Here is a 20,213-nt window from a genome sequence, read left to right as displayed (position 1 = left end):
CTAACATTTGTTGCTGCACTCGCTAATCTACTGCTTATTTTTTAGGTTTTTGGCACCATGGCTTTGTAAACCACATCATGTATACGGGTGCGTATGTTATACTTCACCAACTTAGAATTTCCGGCATCCGGGTAAACCCTGTTAGACAGGAAGATGTAGATCAGTTTGTTCTCTGGGTCGGCCCACGCAGCAGTACCCGTAAAACCGGTGTGGCCAAAGGTTTTTGCTGATGCCAGGTTAGAAGTCGGACCACCACTGCCATCGATGGCTGGCTTATCCCATCCCAAACCGCGGCGGCTGCTCTTAAACTGCTGCTTTGCAAATTCCGACACCACATCAGACGTATAATAGCGGTGTCCGCCGTAGTTGCCGTTGTTCATGTTCATCTGCATGAGTATAGCCAGGTCGTTGGCGTTGCCGAACAAGCCGGCGTGTCCGCCTACGCCTCCCATCATGGCAGCTCCCTGGTCGTGCACGGTGCCCCAAATCAGGTTCTTGCGGAAGTAATTATCCTCCTCAGTGGGGGCAATTCGCTCGCGCGGGTGCTTGAGGAGCGGCGTATATGTCAGCGTGCTAAGGCCTAGCGGCGCGTAGAAGTTCTGGTCCATGAACTCTTCAATCGGCTGGTTCAGCATGGTTTCCGCCACACGCTTCAGAATATAGAAACCAATGTCGCTGTACTCATAATCGTAGCCACCGCTCTTTGGCTTTGGGCGCAAGGCAGACTTTACCGTCCAGGTCCACAACGAGTCTTCCATGGAGTTGATGGAGTAAACACCTGGGATCAGCATGTTTTCGTAGGTGTCGTTCTTGGTGCTGGCGTAGTAAGTGTCCTTCAGTTTCTTATTGTCGATCGTCTTCTGCCAGGTGGTGATACCAGAGCGCAAACCTGCCTGGTGGGCCAGTATGTCGCGCATCACCAGGTTAGCCTTGTTGGTGCCTTTCAACTCGGGCAGGTAGGTCGCCAGCTTCGCATCCAGGTCAATCTTGCCCCTGTCTTTCAGGAACATGATGGCCTGCAGTGTTGCCGCCACCTTCGTGATGGAGGCAATGTCGTAAATGGTGTTGTTCGTTACCGGCTTCACCGCATCGTAGGTATAGTAACCGTACGACTTGTTGAACACCACGGTGCCGTCCTTCACTACCAGCACCTGGCAACCTGGGGTGGCGGCATAGGCCACGGCCTCCAGGGCGATGTTATCAATTTGCTTCAGCACCTCAGAATCCATTCCCACGCTTTCAGGCACACCATACTTGAGGCGGCCCAGTGAGGCGGTGGGTAGGCCGGTGCCGGCCGTATACTTCTTAGTGGCCGATACAGGCAGCTTTCCTTTGGCGGCACGCGCCCCGAACAGCACCTGCGGCACCAATGACTGCGATACCGGATTGTCCTCATAGCCGCACAGCAGCCATTTGCTGCTCTCAAAATACTGCAGGCTGTAGGCGTTGCCCAATACGGCTACCACTACCTTTTTATTTGTATGCTCCTGCAGGTATTTTATAAAACCGCGGGCGCTGGTGCCAATACCAAAATTTTTGGCAGGGGTCAGGTTCATGTTGTGGATACTCACCACTACCAGGTCGTTGTCCTTCAGCTTCGGGATAAGGTTTGTGAAGACCGAGTCTGGGGCATACCTGTTAGCTACCGCAAATTTCGAGATCGGGGCATAGTTGCCAAGCGTTTCCTGAAACACGTTGTGCGGCGAAACACCAATGGCCACGGAGGCTATACTTAGCGTGTCGAGGTTACGGAATGGCAGCAGGTTGTCTTTGTTCTCCACTACCGTTACCGCGTGCTCAAACAGCTGCTCCTGCAAAATCGAGCTGGTGGGGCGATCCACTTCTTCCTTCAGGTTCGCCAGCTTTACCGGCTTGTAGGTGTTCAGGCCCGTCCAGTACTTGGCCTGTAGTATTTTGCGCACGCGGCTGTCAATCTCTTCCTGGGTAATGAGCTTTTTCTGCACGGCCTCCTGAATCTTGGCAACGGCTGTTGGCACATCCTCAGGGAAAAGCAGCACATCATTGCCTGCCAACAGTGCTTTCAGGTCTACCTCACCCGGCTTGTAGTAGCGGCTAACCCCTTTCATGTTGAGGGCATCAGTGAACACGAGCCCGTTATACTTCATCTTGTCTTTCAGCAGGCCGGTAACCAAAGGTTTGGAGAGGGTAGTGGCCAGGTTGCGGGTAGAGTCGATGGCGGGCAAGTATAAGTGTGCCACCATCACGCCCATCACACCGGCATCAAACGACTTCTTGAAGGGGTAAAGCTCCACCTCGGTCAGGCGTTTCATGTCGTGGGGGATAACGGGCAGCGCGAGGTGCGAATCAGTATCGGTATCGCCGTGGCCGGGAAAATGCTTGGCCACCGCAATCACGCCATGGTCCTGCAGGCCACGAATATAGGCGATGCCGCGGCGGGCCACCTCCTCCTTCGACTCACCGAAAGAGCGGCTGCCGATAACAGGGTTATTGGCGTTGTTGTTCACGTCCAGTACAGGCGAGAAGCTCACGTTCACACCGATGCGATTCATCTTCAGGGCTATCTCGCGGGCCATCAGGTACACGTAACGGTCGTCGTCCATGGCACCCAATGTCATCTGGCGGGCAAAGTGCATGCTGCTGTCCAGGCGCATGTCCAGTCCCCACTCGGCATCCATGGCCACCAATAGCTTTACCTTGGCTGCTGCCTGGAAGCGATTGGTCAGGGCGGCCTGCTTTACAGGGCTGCCCTGCATAAACATCACGCCTCCCACGCCATAGCGGCTTACCAGCGTATCGATCTCCCGGAAATGCTTTTCGTTTTTATTGGAGTAGGCGGCCACCATGAACAGTTGGCCGATGCGCTGAGCGGGGGAGAGTGTCTTCATCACGCTGTCGACCCATACTTTCTCCTGCGGGTTAACAATGACTTCTTCTGATGGCGTCAACGACATCAGCGAACCCATTCCAAGGAAAATAAGAATCAACAACCCAATACTAAAACTCTTCAACATCCTGCGCTTCTATTTATTATAATTGGAACAACCCGAAATTAAGCCTAATTTTGCAAAAGGCGGTACGGAAAACAAGATTCCTAAGAAAGATCTGAACCCGGCACTGCCGCCAGCTGATTTGAGAGCGGTGGAGAACCTGCTCGTCTGCCTGCAGCTACCGTGGCCGCAAGAGTAGCCTCCTGTGCTAACGCCACCAGCCCCAGCTTCAATATATATTCGCTATACTTAATTAGACGGAAGAAATAGCGAATCAGTTGGCTAAAATCAGCCTCTTTGTTGGAATCGGTCTCTAAAGTAGTAATAAATTTTATTCTAAATTAGTTCTGATTTTACAATTTAGTAAAGAGCAAATATTCGGCCATGGATATCCGGTTGGCTGAATTTGATAAATAAATCAATACTGAGATAAGGAGTTAGAAAAGCGGATGCCCGACATCATACAATTACTACCTGATTTCCTGGCCAACCAGATAGCGGCTGGCGAAGTAGTGCAGCGGCCGGCCTCAGTGGTAAAGGAACTGCTCGAGAACGCCATTGATGCACAGGCCACCAGCATTCAGTTAATTGTGAAGGAGGCGGGCAGGCAGCTGGTGCAGGTGGTGGACAACGGTGCAGGAATGTCGGAGACGGATGCCCGCATGTGTTTTGAGCGGCACGCCACTTCCAAGATACGCACCACCGAAGATTTATTTAAGATACGCACCATGGGTTTCCGTGGCGAGGCCATGGCCTCAATCGGAGCGGTGGCGCAGGTAGAACTGAAGACAAAGCTGCACGGAGCTGAAACAGGTACGAAGCTGCTGATAGAAGGCTCGGAAGTAGTGGGGCAGGAGCCGGTGGTGACGCCGGAAGGCACCTCCATCTGCGTGAAGAACCTGTTTTATAACGTGCCCGCGCGGCGCAATTTCCTCAAGTCCAACGCGGTGGAAATGCGCCACATCCTGGATGAGTTCCAGCGGGTGGCACTGGCGTACCCGGAGATCACGTTCACGCTCCACCACAACGACATGGAGGTGTTTAACCTGCCGGCTACCAAGCTGAGCCAGCGCATTGTGAGCATTTTCGGGAGCACCTACAAGAACCAGATGGCCTATTGCGAGGAGGATACGGGTTTTCTGTTGGTGAAAGGCTACATAGGCAAGCCCGAACATGCCAAAAAAACGCGCGGTGAGCAATTTTTCTTCGTAAACAACCGCTACGTGAAAAGCGGCTACCTGAACCATGCGGTCATGACGGCCTTTGAAGGATTAGTAGCCAAAGACAACCACCCGTTCTATGTGCTCTTCATCGAGATTGATCCGGATAAGATCGACATCAACGTGCACCCCACCAAAACAGAGATCAAATTCGAGGACGAGAAAACGGTGTATGCCATTTTGCATGCGGCCGTGAAAAAAGCCCTCGGTGCCTATAATATTGCCCCCTCACTTGACTTTGAGCAGGATGTGAATTACTCGCCCCTGCAGCCCATTCGCTTGCAGGGAGGCTATAACAGCGAGTTCGAATCAGGGAGCAGGGCTAGCCTTGGCGGCAATGGCGGGGGCAGCACCTCTTTCCCGGGTTTTACGCCGCCACCGGCCACCACTACCCGCCGGGCCACGTCTAAAGGCTGGGAGCAGCTGTACGAGCCCCTGAAGGAGGAGGAGCAGACAAGCCTCTCAGCTACTTCGGGTATGGATTTGCTGGATGATGCCTTCGCTGCGACCGATGCCTCTGCCAAGAAAGCGATACAGGTACACCAGAAGTATTTGCTGGTGCAGGTTAAGTCGGGCCTGATGATGGTGGATATGCCGGCGGCTCAGGAGCGCATCCTGTACGAGAAGTATATGGCCACGCTGCAGAAGAAAGCGGCCGTGTCGCAGGCGCTGCTTTTCCCGATCACGCTGCATTTGTCGCCAGCCGACATGGTGCTGGTGAAGGAACTGACGGCGGAGTTCAAGGACATCGGGTTCCTTTTCGAGGATTTCGGCGGAAACACGATCATCCTGAACGGGGTGCCGCCCGATGTGCACGCCGCCGATGAAAAAGAACTGCTGGAAGAACTGCTGGAGCAGTACAAAAACAATTTGGCTACGTTAAAGCTTGATAAAAGTGAGAACCTGGCCCGTGCCATGGCCCGGCGCCTGTCCACGCGCCTGCAGGCCCGTATGAGCGACCTGGAGATGAATTCTCTCGTAGACAAGCTTTTTGCCTGCCAGGTGCCAAACTATACCCCGGGAGGTCAGAAAACTTTAGTGATCATGCAGCTCGGCCAGTTGCATGAGCTTTTCCTGAAAGGCTGATTTTATACGAGTTTTATACTACAAATAAGGATAACCCAAGACCGCAGAAACACGGCTGCCATACTTCTAAATGCTCTTCCTAAGTGTAGGAGGGAAAGAAGCTGCGAACCAGGTGTTGAGAGGTTTTAAAAAGATAACGCATGTTCAATATCACCCCCATGGTCAGGAACCTCCTGATCATCAATGTGGTCGTGTTTATACTTCAGCTCAACGGCGTCATATCCAATGATATGTTTGCGCTGCACTATGTCGGTTCGGAGCTGTTTCAGCCGGTGCAGCTTTTAACGCACATGTTCATGCACGGCGGCTGGGGGCACCTATTCAGCAACATGTTCAGCCTTTTCATCTTCGGGCCCATGCTGGAGCGGTTCTGGGGGGCAAACCGCTTGCTGGTTTTTTATCTGATCACGGGCATTGGGGCCAGTATACTTTATACCGGCGTCAGGGCCTACGAACTTAACCAGATGGAGCAGGACACGGTGCAGTACATCGAGAATCCGTCGCCGCTGGCCTTCGTCAACTACATGGATGAGCATGTGGAGGAAGGCTATGGCCGTGAACTGGCGGTGGCCTACAAGGAAAACATCAACAACCCGCAGTACGTGCAGGCCACGATAGATGAGGTGAAGGATGTGTTCCGCACAATTTATAACATTCCGCTGGTAGGTGCCTCCGGGGCCGTGTTCGGGATTCTGATGGCGTTTGGCCTGCTGTTTCCGAACCTGGAGCTGATGCTGCTGTTCCTGCCGGTGCCCATTAAGGCCAAGTACTTTGTGCTGTTCTATGGGGCCTATGAGCTGTATGCCGGTTTTAACCGGGTTCCCGGCGACAATGTGGCGCACTTTGCGCACCTCGGGGGCATGCTCTTCGCGTATATAATGGTAAGAATGTGGCAACGCAACGACTACAGAAACTACTAAGGCAACATGAGTTTAATCGACGACCTAAAATATACTTTCCGGCAGCCCGACAACACGCTTAAGCAGCTCATTATCATTAATGTGCTGGTATACCTGGTGTTCCTGATCATCGGTACGCCGCTGGGTTGGATGGGCTACGGTTGGGTAGAGCGGATAGTGCTCTACTACCTGTCGCTGCCTTCGGAGCCGATGGATTTCCTTGTAAAGCCCTGGACGCTAATCACCTACTTCTTCACCCACGAGGGTTTCTTTCACATTCTCTTCAACATGCTGAACCTCTATTGGTTCGGGATGATCCTGACGGAGTACCTGGGAAGCAGAAAGCTGCTGAGTCTGTACGTGCTGGGCGGTATTGCCGGCGGTTTGCTGTACATGCTCATGTACAACATAATGCCCGCCTTTACCGAGCGCAACATCAGCGGCCTGTTGATTGGGGCCTCAGCGAGTGTGCTGGCCATTGTGGTGGCCGCCGCTACCTTGCTGCCCAACTACACGCTCAACCTGCTCATTATCGGGCCGGTAAAGATAAAGTGGATCGCGTTGGCGCTGGTACTGATGTCGTGGGCGCTGGCAGACGATAGTGGCGGAAACGCGGGTGGCAATATCGCCCACCTTGGCGGCGCCCTGATCGGCTGGGTCTTCATCAAGCAACTGCAGCGGGGCACCGACCTGGGCAGGCCGGTGCTGGCTGTCACTGATTTTTTCGGGAACCTGTTCACGCGCAAGCCAAAGCTCAAGGTGTCGCACCGCCGCACCGGCAGCAGCGCCCGCGCTAACGGAAGCACTGCCACCAGCCGCCCCGGTACACCCGACCAAAGCGAGATAGACCGCATCCTCGATAAAATATCCAGCTCTGGCTACGAGAGCCTCTCCAAGGAAGAGAAACAGAAGCTCTTCCAGGCAAGTCAGAAAGACTAAGCGCACCTTGAATGGCATCCAACAAAAGGATGCCATTCTTGTTTAGATACTTCTGCGTAAAGTATAACACCTACGTATACAGGGGAGTTATAAACAGGCAAGTGCCTTTGTAAAACCCTACAGCCGCAGTAAAGTATAACATTGGCAATCATCATGAATGTATGACCCCAGAAGCAAGAAGACTTTCTATACCAGGCCTGCTGTTGGCCTTCGTGCTAAGCAGCAATTCTGCCTCCGCCCAGAGTATCTCCCCCCAGCAGGACAGCATTACCACAGCCATTGCCCCGGAATACGACCAGGTAAGCAAGGGGCACCGCTTCTGGTTTGGCGACAATTACCGGAACGTATGGGCTACGCCGGTGAAGATGCGCGTCTTTCGGCTGAACGAGGAGAAGGGCGGCCTAAAGATTACCGAGCGCGGCGGCGGCCAGCAAACCAAATCGCTGCGGCTGGAGGATGCCTCTGGAAAAGAATACGTGCTGCGCACCATTCAGAAAGACCCGGAAAAGGCGCTGCCTGAGAACCTGCGCCCAACCGTAGCCAAAGACATTGTGCAGGACCAGATATCGGCCTCGCACCCGTTTGGGGCTATGGTGGTGCCGCCACTTGCTGAGTCACTGGGCCTGCTGCACGCAAAACCAGAGGTAGTTTATTTGCCGGATGACCCCGCTTTGGGAGAGTTTAGGGAAGACTTTGCCAACGCGGTATACTTGTTTGAGGAGCGGGAGCCAATTGCGGCAGGCCTGGATACCGACAATACCGAGAAAGTACTGGAGAAGTTGGAGGAGGACAACGACACGCGGGTAAACCAACGGGCGGTGCTGCGCGCCAGGCTGCTGGACATGGTGATCGGCGACTGGGACCGGCATGAAGACCAGTGGCGCTGGCGCCAGGTGGAGGATGAGGTGGGCGACTACTACGACCCGATTCCGCGCGACCGCGACCAGGTGTTCTTTACCAACGACGGCGTGATTCCCAAGATCGGTTCACGCGAGTGGCTGTTACCGAAGTTCCAGGGCTTCGATAAGGAGATTCGCGACGTGGATGGGTTCAATTTTAACGCCCGTTTCTTTGATCGCCTCTTTTTGATGGAATTGGGAGAGGAGGACTGGCGGAAGGAGATTGCCTTCGTGCAGCAGCAGCTCACCGATGAACTGCTTCGGCGGGCGGTGCGCGAGATGCCAAAACCGGTGTACGAACTATCCGGAGAGGAAATAACCAGTACGCTAATAGCTAGGCGTGACGACCTGCAAAATCAGGCACTGGAGTACTACCGCTTCCTGGCTGAGAAAGTAGACATTGCCGGCTCTGATAAGCACGAGGAATTTAACTTCAGCTATCAGCCTAACGGCAACATCGACCTGAAGATCTATAAAATAAAGAAGGAGGGAGACCGTGACCGCCTGCTGCTCGCGCGCACCTTTACCCCGGACCACACCAAGGAACTGCGCCTGTTCGGCCGAGGCGACGAGGACTTGTTCAAAGTAGAGGGCAGCGGAAAATCAAAAATAAAAGTAAGACTGATCGGGGGAGGCAGTGCCGATACCTTTGTGGTGACAGAGGATTTCAGGAACCCTGGCCGCCTGCTGATCTACGACCGCAAGGACGGTGACAACAAGCTTCCCAAAGGCAACCTGGCAAAACTGCGGGTATCAAACGACACCATTGTAAACTACTACAACCCACGCAGCTTTGAGTATGATGTGCTGATGCCGGCTGCCACTGTGGGCTACAACCAGGACGACGGTATTCTGCTGGGAGTTGGCTTCAACTACGTGAAGCAGGGCTTTCGGAAGGACCCGTACGCGGCCAGGCACAGGTTTATTGTAGGTCACGCGCTGGCCACCAACGCCTTTTTCGGAACGTACGAGGGCGAATTCCCCAAGCTTATCGCACGGAGGTTTGATTTAGGTATAGAACTGGATGCCCGGGCGCCAAACAACACGAGCAACTTCTTCGGCATCGGCAACGGCACCGATTTCCCGGATGAGCAGTCCATCCGCTACTACCGCACCCGCTACGATTTCGTGAACGGGCAGGTAACGCTGCAGCGCCTGTTGGGACCAAAGTTCAAAGTATACGCAGGCCTTGCCGGGCAGTACTACAACATGGACCCGTCCGACAACGTCGGCCGCTTCATCAATACTTATTCTGAGCAGAACCCGGGGCTCGACCTCTTCGAGCGCAAGTATTACGGAGGCCTGATCGGCGGCTTCACGCTTGATACCCGCGACAAGAGCATCATGCCAACGAGCGGCATGTACTGGAACGCCAATCTGCGTGGGTTTAGCCAGCTTCAAGGGGAGGAGAACAAGTATGGGCAGCTGCAATCGGAGTTGGGGCTATACTTTAATTTGGGGTCAAACTTTGTAATAGCCAACCGTGTTGGCGGCGGCACCACCTTTGGCGACCCTGCTTTTTTCCAGCTTTTATACTTGGGCGGTACCCAAAACCTGCGCGGCTTCCGCAACTTCCGCTTTGCCGGCGAGCAGATGCTGTACCACAACATTGAGCTGCGTATGAAGCTGTTCGACTTTACCTCCTACCTTTTCCCGGGCTCCGTTGGTTTGATTGGTTTTAATGACGTGGGCCGCGTGTGGTCTGATGAAGGAGTGGATGAGAGCGGCTGGCACGATGGCTTTGGCGGTGGCCTTTATGTCACTCCAGCCGAACTGGTGCTGATCCATGGCGTGGTGGGCTTCTCAGAAGATGGCGTGCTGCCCTACTTGTCGATAGGCTTTAGGTTTTAAATAGGGAGCTGTCAGACGCTCGCAGGAGTTGCGCACGTTGCGAGGTCTTTGCGTTTGTTGTTCATTCACTAATAATCGCTATATTATCACCCAAAGATCAACAAACCCTTCTTTTCTATGAAACAAATGATAATGAGCCTGTGCGTGTGTATGGTGCTGGCTTCCGGGTCGGTGGCGGCACAAGGAGTTTGGGAGCAGGAACAAACGGTTAATTTCGATTATTCTTCGCCTTTGCTTTTACTGCAGGACGGAAAAAACACTTACAAACTTGACAGCAGGGAAATCAACAAGATTGATTCTGAATGGATAGATGAAGTGCAGGTAATCAAAGAGACCAGTGAAACGGAGAAGTATGGGGAAGAAGGGAAGTATGGCGTGGTGATTCTGACTTTCAAAAAGGATGTGAAAGAAGCGAAGCAGTATGCAAGGCAAGTCAGGAGGAAGAATGAAAAAGTAGCTAATCCTGTTCCTAAAGGGGTAATCGAAAAGTAACAACTACAAGTTTAAAACAAGCGCGGCGCTCCTTTACAGAAGCGCCGCGCTTGTTTTAAATACCTATACTTCAGGAACTAGGCGTTGGCGTTTATGTTGTCCAGCGCGTCCATAACTTCTTTCACGTGGCCGCGGGAAGTCTCCAGCAGTTGCTTCTCCTCGTCGTTCAGCTGCAGCTCGATTACCTTCTCGATACCGTTCTTGCCAAGTATAACCGGCACACCCAGGTAAACACCGTCGATACCATACTCGCCTTCCAGTCTTACGCAAACCGGGAACACACGGCGCTGGTCGCGCACGATGGCTTCCACCATTTGGGCAGCTGCAGAACCCGGTGCATACCAGGCAGAAGTACCCATCAGTTTTACCAGTTCGCCACCACCAGACTTGGTGCGTTCGATAATCGCGTTCAGCTTGTCTTCTGCGATAAGTTCAGTAACCGGAATGCCACCAACCGTAGTGTAACGCGGAAGCGGAACCATGGTGTCGCCGTGGCCACCCATCAACACCGCCTGAATGTCTTTTGGAGACACGTTCAGTTCTTCGGCAAGGAAGGCACGGTAGCGCGCCGTGTCCAGGATACCGGCCATACCCATAACGCGGGTGCGTGGCAGTTTAGAGGTGATGTGCGCCGCGTAGGTCATTACGTCCAGCGGGTTAGACACCACGATGATGATAGCGTTTGGAGAATGCTTTACGATGTTCTCAGTTACCGACTTCACGATACCGGCGTTGGTAGAGATCAGGTCGTCGCGCGTCATACCTGGCTTGCGTGGCAGGCCAGAGGTGATCACCACCACGTCAGAGTCAGCGGTTTTGCTGTAATCGTTTGTTACACCTACCGTGCGTGTGTCGTATAGGTTAATTGGCGCTTTCTGCCAGATATCAAGTGCCTTGCCTTCCGCAAAACCCTCTTTAATGTCCACCAGTACTACTTCGTTCGCGATTTCGCGGTAAGCTAGTACATCGGCGCAAGTTGCCCCAACGTTACCTGCTCCAACTACGGTTACTTTCATTGTCTGATATAGTTTTATTATAGTTTGAGATTCAATTCACTCCTGTAAAATTAGGAAAATCTATTATTAAAAGTTCCTAAAGTTGACTTTTCGTATCAAGTAGCACGACACACGTAGCACGAAACTAATTATGTAGCCGCTGATGCACCGGCAGTCTATATATCCAGAGGAAGTCGTGTGTCTTGCTACGTGCTACTTGATACGTTCCATACTTATCTCCACCACCTGCTCTGTCTTGTCGCTTACCTTAAAGCGGTTGTCGAGGCGCTGGCCCACGATCCAGGCAACAGACTGGTCTGATACTAATACCAGCGTTTGGCCCTTTAGGTTGGCGGGTACTTTCTTATCGATCAGAAAGTCGCTGATTTTCTTTTTGCCGTTCATGCCCAGGGGCACAAACCAGTCACCCTCCTGCCAGACGCGCAGCTTCAGCGGAAACTTCAACGCAGCGGCATCCAAGGCCGCCACGTGCGGCTTTGTGTTGAGTTTATACTTGTCGGCCTCCACATACCTGATGCTGAACGTCAGGTTGCCTGCCTCCGCCTCAGTGTCGCCTTCGTTGATTAGTACACTGCCGAAACTGCTGAGGTTGCGCGGCGTGAGCACCAGTTGGTCACGGTCTTTCACCAGCGTGTGCGTTGGCGACTCGAACTGCTTCCCTGACAGGCCATCCAGCGCCTCCACCAGCTCCAAAACAACCGAATAGCTGAAGTTGTAAGGCCGCAGCAGCTCGTGCAGCACCACTGGTAAGCCCGTAGCGCTACGCAGCGGCTCCAGCGCCACATATACGGCCTCTTCCGCCTCGTTTATACTTTGCCCGCGCAGGTTGTTGATATAGGCCGCCACAATACTCTCGGCATGGCTTACGCGCTCCGCCGTGTGCTGCATTGTTTCCTCCAGGTTTGGGTTAATCTCCTTCAGCACCGGAATAACCTCGTGCCGGATCTTGTTGCGCTGGTATTTGGTGGTTTCGTTGGATGAGTCCTCGCGCCAGATCAATTTTCGCTCCGTCACCAGTTCATAAATATCGTCTTTGGTGATGGACAGGAGCGGGCGGATAATTTTGCCGTTCTTGGGCGGGATGCCATGCAAGCCGGCAATGCCGGTGCCTTTGGTCAGGTGCAGCAATATCGTTTCGGTGGTGTCGTTGCTGTGGTGGGCGGTAGCAATGTAATCGTAGCCTTCATGCTGCCTTACCCCCTCAAACCACTCATAGCGCAGTGTGCGGGCCGCCATCTGTATCGATAGCTTTTCCTGCTCGGCAAAGGCGCGGGTGTTGAAGTTCTCGGTAAAGAAAGGCACCTCATACTTTTTGGCCAGCTTTTTGACAAATAACTGGTCGGCCTCGGCATCTTCGGCACGCAACCCGAAATTGCAGTGGGCCACGGCGAAATTATACTTGAGCTGGTGCAGCACTTCGCAAAGCACCGTAGAGTCGATGCCGCCACTTACAGCCACTAATAGTTTATCTGTAGGCAGGCAAAGGCCATGGGCCTGAATGTACGCTGAAACTTTCTGTAGCATAAAGCAGTGACTTGTAATTTTTTTCTAATTTTGATGTTATAAAAGAGACAAAAGAACTTCTTGACAAAGGACAAAAGATTTGGAAGTCCTTTATCACATTGTCGTTTGTCCTTTGTCTGAATAACTAATATGAACTACACAAAACTACTGTTTTCTCTTGTCTTTAGCTTGATGGCGGTTGTTGTTTTCGGGCAGCAGCGGCCAAAGCCTGCGCAAACGGAGAAAGTGCCGGTTGATCTCGTGAATGCTGATAGCCTTGTGGGCGGTGTTTTCAACGGAAAAAAAATTGATAAGCTGATCGGTAGCGTTGTTTTCAAGCAGAAAGACGGCATGCTGTACGCCGACTCGGTGTACCAATACAAAGGTGCCGAATCGAACCTGCTGGAGGCTTTTGGCAACGTGCGCATCACTCAGGCCGACACCGTGACTATTACTGGCAACCACGCGATGTATAATGGTAACACCCGCACCGCAGCAATTGACGGCAACGTGATTATGCGTGACCCGCGCATGACACTGAACACGCCAAGCCTGCTCTACAACCTGGAAACTAAAACAGCCACCTACACCGAGGGTGGTACCATTGTAGACCCGGAGAACCGTCTGCAAAGCCGCCGTGGCTCTTACAATACCACTACCAAAATATTTGACTTCCAGCAGGACGTGAACGTGACGACGGCTGACTACAACATCAAGGCGCAGAACATGAAGTATAACACACTTACCAAAGTGGTGTACTTCCAGGGACCAACCTTTATCAAAGGGCAGCAGGGCGATTTGTATGCTGAGGAGGGCACGTACAACACCCTCACCAAAGTATCCAACTTCGGGCGCAACGCTTACATTCTCACCAAAGAATACCGCTTGGGTGGCGATAAGCTGTTTTATGATCAGGCAAAGGGCTACGGCTATGCCGAGAAGAACGTGTCGCTGCGCTCGCTGAAGGATGATGTGACAATTCGGGGGCAGGTGGGCCGCTACTGGCGCGAAAAGGGCGAAGCCAAAGTATACGGCAACCGACCGGTTATGGAAACCATCATGGAGGGCGATACACTCTACATGTCGGCCGACACCCTGTACTCACGAGAGGCAAAAGGCGCGCGTACGGCAAGTATGATTTTCGCGTATCCCAACGTGAAAATCTTTAAATCAGACCTGCAGGGCAAAGCTGATTCGCTAAGCTACAACCGAACCGATTCTGTGATGCACCTGAACATGAAACCGGTGCTGTGGAACGAGCAGAGCCAGTTGGTGTCGGACACCATCCACATCCAGATGCGCAACAAGGCCATCGACCGCATGTACATGTACAGCAATGCATTTATTGTTTCGGAGGATACGCTGAAAAACTATAACCAGGTGAAGGGCCGTGACATGACGGCTTATTTCAAGCAGGGCGACATTAGTAAGGTAAATGTGAACGGCAACGGCGAGAGCATTTACTTTGCTCTGGAGGGAGACAGCCTGGTAACCGGAATGAACAAGTCTATCAGCAGCGATATGATTCTAAGGTTCGGCGAAAATAAACTCAAGACCATCTCGTTTCTCGTGCAGCCGGACGCCAGTTTTATTCCGCCGCACGAGCTAAAGGAAGCAGAAAAGACACTGGAGGGATTTAGTTGGATGGCGGAATTGCGACCAACTAAAAAAGAGGTGCTTGCCAGGCCTGCGCCTGCCAAACCGAAGCAAGAGCCTAAGAAAGCCACTAACACCAAAGCCGCCAAACCTAAAAAAGCAGCCGCCAAAAAGAAGAATGGCGCAGCTGTTAAATAATAATGCGGCCATTGTACAATCAGTTTTGTAAATCACTCGGATATTCCATAATTTTGCCTGTTCATGAATAGAGGCCTTCTACATACCATCGCGCTTTTTTGCCTGTTGCTACTCGCTACCGGCTGTAGCAATTTCCAGAAACTGCTGAAAAGCACCGATGTCAGCAAGAAATACCAGGCGGCGCTGGAGTACTATGAGCAGGAAGAGTATTACCGCTCTTCACAGCTATTTGACCAGGTTACGGACCTGATGGCTGGTACCGAGGAGGGTGAGAAAGCCCAGTTTTATCGTGCCAAGGCACATTTCATGCAGGGCAACTACATCCTGAGCGAAGCCTATTTCCGCACCTTCCATACCACGTACCCACGTAGTCCACTGGCCGAGGAAGCTCTGTTCATGCAGGCGCAGTCGCTTTACGAGCAATCACCAAGCTACCAGGAAGACCAGACACCAACCCTCACGGCTATCGAGGCGTATGAGGAGTTTTTGGTGCGCTACCCAACCAGCGAACGTATTGCCGAGGCCAACAGGGTAATAGAAGAACTGTACCAGAAACTGGATCGGAAGGCTTTTAACCAGGCCCGCCTGTACTACCAGCTGCGCTATTGGCGCTCGGCTGCGGTGGCCCTCAACAACTTTCAGAAAGAACATGCCTCCTCGCCATACAGCGAAGAAGCCGCTTTTTTAAAGCTGGATGCGCAGTACCGTTTTGCACTGGAAAGTGTGCCTGCCAAGCAGGAAGAGCGCTTCGACCAGGCAGTGGATTACTTCCAGTCGTTTGTGGATATGTACCCGGAGAGCCAGTACAGACGGGAAGCAGAGCGTGTTTTTGACGCCGTTCAGAGTGCCCTGGCCACTTTAAGAAAATCATCAGCTAACAATCAGAATTCATAACGTATAGATCATATGGCATCAGTTTCATCATCAATCGTTACCCGCAACATGGCCGACTTCGCAAAGCAGACCGGCAATGTGTACATGTCTGTGTCGGTAATCTCTAAAAGAGCGAATCAAGTGGCTGTAAAGCTGAAGGAGGAGCTGAGCTCTAAACTGGCTGAGTTTGCCACTACCGTGGATAACCTGGAGGAAGTGTTCGAGAACCGCGAGCAGATCGAAATCTCTAAGTACTACGAGCGCCTGCCGAAGCCAACCAACCTCGCTATCGAAGAGTTTCTGGAAGGCAAAGTATACGTAAGAAACCCGGAAGACGAGCCTCAGGAGGAGGAAATCAACCTGTAATACAGGCGGATGCTACACGGCAAAAAAATTATATTGGGAGTTTGCGGAAGTATAGCGGCCTATAAAGCGGCGCTGTTGGTTCGGCAACTCATAAAAGCAGAAGCAGAAGTACAAGTCATTTTGACTGCTTCTGCTTCTGAGTTTATAACCCCTCTCACATTGGCCACCCTTTCCAAAAGGCCAGTACTCACGCAATTTGTAAAGGACGCCACTGGCACGTGGAACAACCACGTGGAGCTTGGCCTTTGGGCGGATGCCCTGGTAGTGGCGCCCGCCAGTGCCAACACCGTGGCCAAGATGGCAAACGGCTTCTGCGACAATTTGCTTAGTGCCACCTACCTTTCGGCGCGCTGCCCTGTGTTCGTGGCCCCCGCCATGGACCTGGACATGTACCAGCATCCTTCGGTACAGAACAACTTTCGGAAACTGCAGGGCTACGGCAATCATATAATCGAAGCGGGTTACGGCGAACTAGCCAGCGGCCTGGTAGGACAGGGGCGCCTGGCAGAGCCGGAGGAAATAATACAGGTGCTTCAGAATTTCTTTTCAGGTGACGGAAAAATCGTTTAAAGGCAGAACAGTACTGCTGACAGCGGGCCCAACGCACGAGCCCATCGATCCGGTGCGTTTTATCGGGAACCACTCTACGGGTAAAATGGGTTATGCCTTGGCAGAGTGTTTCGCGCAGCAGGGAGCAAAGGTTATACTTGTATCAGGGCCTACTAATTTGCACCCTCAGCACGAAGGTATCACCAAAGTAGCCGTGACCACTGCCGATCAAATGTTTGCCGCTGTGCAGGCGGAGGCAAAAGCTGCTGATATCTGGGTTTTTGCCGCTGCTGTGGCCGATTACAGACCAAAGACGGTGGCAGAAAAAAAGATAAAGAAAGCAGGCGACGAGCTGACGATTGAGCTGGTAAAGAACGTTGACATTGCAGCGGCGCTGGGCAAGCAAAAAAAAGCAAATCAGTTTTCGGTGGGTTTTGCGCTGGAGACGGACAACGAAAGCGCCAACGCCAGCGAAAAACTTTGCAAAAAGAACCTGGACATGATTGTGCTAAACTCCCTGAACGATGCAGGAGCAGGTTTTGCGCATGATACCAACAAGATCACAATCATAGAAAAAGACGCCACCCATACATTTGCGCTGAAGCAGAAAAGTGAGGTGGCGCAGGATATTACGAAATTAATTCTGGAGCGAATTTATGGCTAAGAACATACTTGTTTTGCTAATGCTGCTATTAACGGCCGGTGCTGCTAAGGCACAGGAGTTGCAGTGCGATGTGGTGGTAAACAGCGAGCAAGTACAGTATACCGACCGGCAGCTGTTCACGGATATGCAGACGCGTATTTTCGAGTTCATGAACAACCGCCGCTGGACGGATCAGCCGTATCGCCCGGACGAGCGCATCAAGTGCCGCATCCTCATTAACCTAACCGAGATGCCGGAGATCGGCACCTTTAACGCGAACGTGCAGGTGGTGTCGGTGCGGCCAACCTATGGCACCGGCTACGAGACCGTACTTTTCTCTTTTGTCGATAAAGACTGGTCTTTCCGTTTCAATACGGCCGAGGCGCTGGAGTATGCCGACAACAACTATACTTCCAACCTGGCTTCCATGCTGTCCTTCTATGCCTACATGATCATCGGCATGGACAACGACAGCTTCGGCCGTTTGGGCGGAGCACCAGCCTTTGATAAGGCGCGCGCCATCGTGAATGTGGCCTCCTCGCAGGCAGCAGGCTACCAGGGCTGGAAAGCTTTCGACAGCAACCGCAACCGCTACTGGCTTATTGATAACCTGCAGGATCCGCAGTTTTTGCCGTACCGCGAGGGCATGTACGCCATGCACCGCCAGGGCCTTGACCAGATGGTGGAGAAGCCGGAAGAGGCAAGGCAAACCGTGCTGACCGTGTTGGCAAACATACAGCGCCTGCAGCAGCAGAAGCCGAACGCGGCTTTGGTTCGCTCTTTCTTCGATGCCAAGTCCGATGAGCTGGTGAACATGTTTAAGGAGGCCGCACCGGCACAGAAGCAGCAGGCCTATTCCATCTTATCGCAGGCAGACCCTACCAACAACAGCAAATACCAGGTTTTGCTAAAACGCTAAAATTTTTAGAATTCCCCGAAAAGGGTGTAACTTCACGGGGCAAAATTTGCTGCCGAACTTATACCTGCGCCCATGGGAAAACGCCAGATCCGCATTCACCGAACAAAGCTGCCAGACCATACCTTTGAGCTGCTCCAAAGCCCTGCAGTGCAGGTGGTGCTACGCAACCGCATTGTGTTGGCAGGCGTGCTGAAAGAGCTGAACGGGGAAAGCTTGCAGCTGCAGGATTTTCGCGCCAACCACCATACTTTCCCACTGGAGCAGGTGGAGGAAATCATCTATGATGTGGAGGCGGCGTATTAGCGAGGCAGGAGCGCGCCAACCTTATCAAGAAATTTCCTGTAACTCCCATACTTCAAAAAAGAACAGAATTATCGAACTTTAGCATAGGCCAAAAGTCTTGTATCTTATGTCTATAGTCTTGTGTCATAATATATGCTGATAGATCTCAAAATAAAGAATTACGCCCTGATCGAGAAGCTGGAGATGAATCCATCGCCGGTGCTCAACATCATTACCGGGGAAACGGGTGCCGGTAAATCCATTATGCTGGGTGCTATCGGTTTGTTGCTGGGAAACCGCGCGGATACGAAGTTGCTGTTCAGGCAGGATGAAAAGTGTGTGATAGAGGGCGTGTTCGATATCTCGAGTTACAGCCTGCAGGAGGTTTTTGCCGCCGAGGATCTGGATTTCGACAACCAGTGCATTCTGCGCCGCGAGATCAGCCCGAGTGGCAAGAGCCGCGCCTTTGTAAACGACACGCCCGTAACGCTGGATGTGATACGTAAAATCGGCGAGAACCTGATGGACATTCACTCGCAGCACGACACGCTGCAGTTGGGCGACACCAGCTACCAGCTGAACATCCTGGATATCTATGCCGGCAACACGTCGGCTATGGGCAATACCACGTTCGACATTTATGCCGGGAACCTGTCGTACCTACGCAAGTATAACGAGAGCTTCCGCCAGTTTAAAAAGCTGGAGAGTGACTATAAAAAACTGACCGACCAACTGGCGCAGGCCCAGAAGGAGCACGATTACCACGCCTTTCTGTTGAACGAGCTGTCCGAAGCGAACCTGCAGGAAACAGAGCAGGACGAACTGGAGGAGGAGCTGAAGCAGCTGGAGAACGCAGAGGACATCAAGCTGAAGCTGACGCAGGCCGTGCAAAGCCTCACAGAGTCCGAGTTCAACATCACCTCAGCCCTGAAAGATACCGTGCACCTGATCGGGCAACTGGCCCAGTTCGGCAGCAAGTATGAGGAACTGCGCACCCGCACCGAAAGCTGCATGATTGAGCTGAACGACGTGGCTGCCGAATTGGAGGATGCCGAGCGTGACACCGAAGCTAACCCGGAGCGAACGCTGGAAGTGCAGGAGCGCCTGAACCTGATCTATACCTTGCAGCGCAAGCATCAGGTGCAGACCACTGCCGAGTTGCTCGAAATTCAGCGTGAGCTGGAAGAGAAAGTGGGCAGCGTGCTGAACCTGGATACTGCTATCGCCAACACCGAAAAGGCGATGAAAGAGGTGGAGAAAGAGGTGAAAGAGCGTGCCGCCGTGCTATCGGAGCGTCGCAGGGCGTCTTTCGAGACATTTGAGCAGGAGCTTTATACCTTGGTAGCGGATCTGGGAATGCCAAATGCCCGTATCGTGATCCAACATAATGAGGTAGCACCTACCGCCACCGGTACCGACGATATCAACATCCTATTTAGCGCCAACAAAGGCGCACAGCCGCAGACGCTGATTAAAGCGGCCTCAGGTGGTGAATTCTCGCGCCTGATGCTAAGTATAAAGTATATGCTGGCCGATAAAACCGCCCTGCCAACCATCGTCTTTGACGAAATTGACACCGGTATTTCCGGCGAGGTGGCCGTGAAGGTGGGCAAGATGATGAAGCAGATGGCGCAGAAGCACCAGATCATCGCTATTTCGCACCTGCCACAAATTGCGGCACAGGGCGATTCGCATTATTTTGTATACAAGCATGATACGGAAGACCGCACCATCAGCCGCGTGAAGAAGCTGGACGAGCAGGAGCGCATCAACGAACTCGCGCACATGATTGCGGGCGCCAACCCGAGCGATAATGCCTATCAAAGTGCGAAAGAGTTGCTTTCCTTGTAATTTGTAATTGCTATATTGCTGCTTCTTTTCCGGAAGTGCCGGAAAGGGAAGTATAGCAACGA

At 52.6% G+C, this 20,213-nt stretch carries 17 protein-coding genes; 14 read left to right on the top strand and 3 right to left on the bottom strand.

Annotation, left to right across the window (positions count from 1 at the left end; translation table 11 throughout):
• Positions 1–41 precede the first annotated feature (41 nt).
• Positions 42–2,993: a glycoside hydrolase family 3 N-terminal domain-containing protein gene (locus tag A0W33_RS04375; protein WP_068837037.1), complete on the bottom strand. Its 2,952-nt coding sequence runs from the start codon at positions 2,991–2,993 to the stop codon at positions 42–44.
• Between the two features lie 22 nt (positions 2,994–3,015).
• Here A0W33_RS04375 and A0W33_RS21060 point away from each other — a divergent pair, with 22 nt between their 5' ends.
• From A0W33_RS21060 to A0W33_RS04350, 6 genes are all read left to right on the top strand, one after another.
• Complete coding sequence (locus A0W33_RS21060; protein WP_172798089.1) at positions 3,016–3,168, top strand: hypothetical protein; 153 nt, start codon at positions 3,016–3,018, stop codon at positions 3,166–3,168.
• 250 nt (positions 3,169–3,418) lie between these two features.
• Entirely contained in the window at positions 3,419–5,275 is a 1,857-nt protein-coding gene (mutL, locus tag A0W33_RS04370) for a DNA mismatch repair endonuclease MutL (RefSeq protein ID WP_068837036.1), read from the top strand.
• Positions 5,276–5,415: 140 nt separating this feature from the next.
• Complete coding sequence (locus tag A0W33_RS04365) at positions 5,416–6,195, top strand: rhomboid family intramembrane serine protease (protein WP_068837035.1); 780 nt, start codon at positions 5,416–5,418, stop codon at positions 6,193–6,195.
• 6 nt (positions 6,196–6,201) lie between these two features.
• Positions 6,202–7,113, top strand: a complete 912-nt coding sequence (locus tag A0W33_RS04360; RefSeq protein ID WP_068837034.1) for a rhomboid family protein — start codon at positions 6,202–6,204, stop codon at positions 7,111–7,113.
• A 161-nt stretch (positions 7,114–7,274) separates the two neighbouring features.
• The gene (locus A0W33_RS04355; RefSeq protein WP_068837033.1) at positions 7,275–9,863 is read left to right on the top strand and encodes a BamA/TamA family outer membrane protein; all 2,589 of its coding nucleotides are present in this window, start codon (positions 7,275–7,277) and stop codon (positions 9,861–9,863) included.
• 117 nt (positions 9,864–9,980) lie between these two features.
• Entirely contained in the window at positions 9,981–10,355 is a 375-nt protein-coding gene (locus tag A0W33_RS04350) for a hypothetical protein (protein ID WP_139237202.1), read from the top strand.
• Between the two features lie 77 nt (positions 10,356–10,432).
• Here the strand turns inward: A0W33_RS04350 and mdh are convergent, their stop codons facing one another.
• Complete coding sequence (mdh, locus tag A0W33_RS04345) at positions 10,433–11,371, bottom strand: malate dehydrogenase (protein WP_068837031.1); 939 nt, start codon at positions 11,369–11,371, stop codon at positions 10,433–10,435.
• 192 nt (positions 11,372–11,563) lie between these two features.
• Positions 11,564–12,895 carry a tRNA lysidine(34) synthetase TilS gene (gene tilS / locus A0W33_RS04340; protein ID WP_068837030.1) on the bottom strand — a complete coding sequence of 444 codons (1,332 nt, stop codon included), beginning with the start codon at positions 12,893–12,895 and terminating at the stop codon, positions 11,564–11,566.
• 129 nt (positions 12,896–13,024) lie between these two features.
• Here tilS and A0W33_RS04335 point away from each other — a divergent pair, with 129 nt between their 5' ends.
• The 8 genes from A0W33_RS04335 (at position 13,025) to recN (ending at position 20,151) form a co-directional block, all read left to right on the top strand.
• Positions 13,025–14,668 (top strand): OstA-like protein, encoded by a 1,644-nt coding sequence (locus A0W33_RS04335; RefSeq protein ID WP_068837029.1) that lies wholly within the window; start codon positions 13,025–13,027, stop codon positions 14,666–14,668.
• 63 nt (positions 14,669–14,731) lie between these two features.
• Positions 14,732–15,562: an outer membrane protein assembly factor BamD gene (locus A0W33_RS04330; RefSeq protein ID WP_068837028.1), complete on the top strand. Its 831-nt coding sequence runs from the start codon at positions 14,732–14,734 to the stop codon at positions 15,560–15,562.
• A 12-nt stretch (positions 15,563–15,574) separates the two neighbouring features.
• Entirely contained in the window at positions 15,575–15,907 is a 333-nt protein-coding gene (locus A0W33_RS04325; RefSeq protein ID WP_082815123.1) for a DNA-directed RNA polymerase subunit omega, read from the top strand.
• Positions 15,908–15,916: 9 nt separating this feature from the next.
• The gene (locus A0W33_RS21310) at positions 15,917–16,477 is read left to right on the top strand and encodes a flavoprotein (RefSeq protein WP_229802244.1); all 561 of its coding nucleotides are present in this window, start codon (positions 15,917–15,919) and stop codon (positions 16,475–16,477) included.
• The gene (coaBC, locus tag A0W33_RS21305) at positions 16,458–17,120 is read left to right on the top strand and encodes a bifunctional phosphopantothenoylcysteine decarboxylase/phosphopantothenate--cysteine ligase CoaBC (RefSeq protein ID WP_229802247.1); all 663 of its coding nucleotides are present in this window, start codon (positions 16,458–16,460) and stop codon (positions 17,118–17,120) included. Before A0W33_RS21310 ends, coaBC begins: the two co-directional genes overlap by 20 nt.
• A complete protein-coding gene (gene porD / locus A0W33_RS04315) occupies positions 17,113–18,018 on the top strand; it encodes a type IX secretion system protein PorD (protein ID WP_068837026.1) in 906 nt (301 codons plus the stop codon). The genes coaBC and porD overlap by 8 nt, the downstream gene beginning before the upstream one ends.
• A gap of 72 nt (positions 18,019–18,090) precedes the next feature.
• Positions 18,091–18,321 carry a hypothetical protein gene (locus A0W33_RS04310; protein WP_068837025.1) on the top strand — a complete coding sequence of 77 codons (231 nt, stop codon included), beginning with the start codon at positions 18,091–18,093 and terminating at the stop codon, positions 18,319–18,321.
• 132 nt (positions 18,322–18,453) lie between these two features.
• On the top strand, positions 18,454–20,151 hold the full coding sequence (recN, locus tag A0W33_RS04305) for a DNA repair protein RecN (protein WP_068837024.1): 1,698 nt from the start codon (positions 18,454–18,456) through the stop codon (positions 20,149–20,151).
• Positions 20,152–20,213: the final 62 nt, after the last annotated feature.

This window comes from Pontibacter akesuensis (genome assembly GCF_001611675.1).
In the GTDB taxonomy this organism is placed as follows: domain Bacteria; phylum Bacteroidota; class Bacteroidia; order Cytophagales; family Hymenobacteraceae; genus Pontibacter; species Pontibacter akesuensis.
This window is presented reverse-complemented; position numbering and strand designations above follow the sequence as displayed.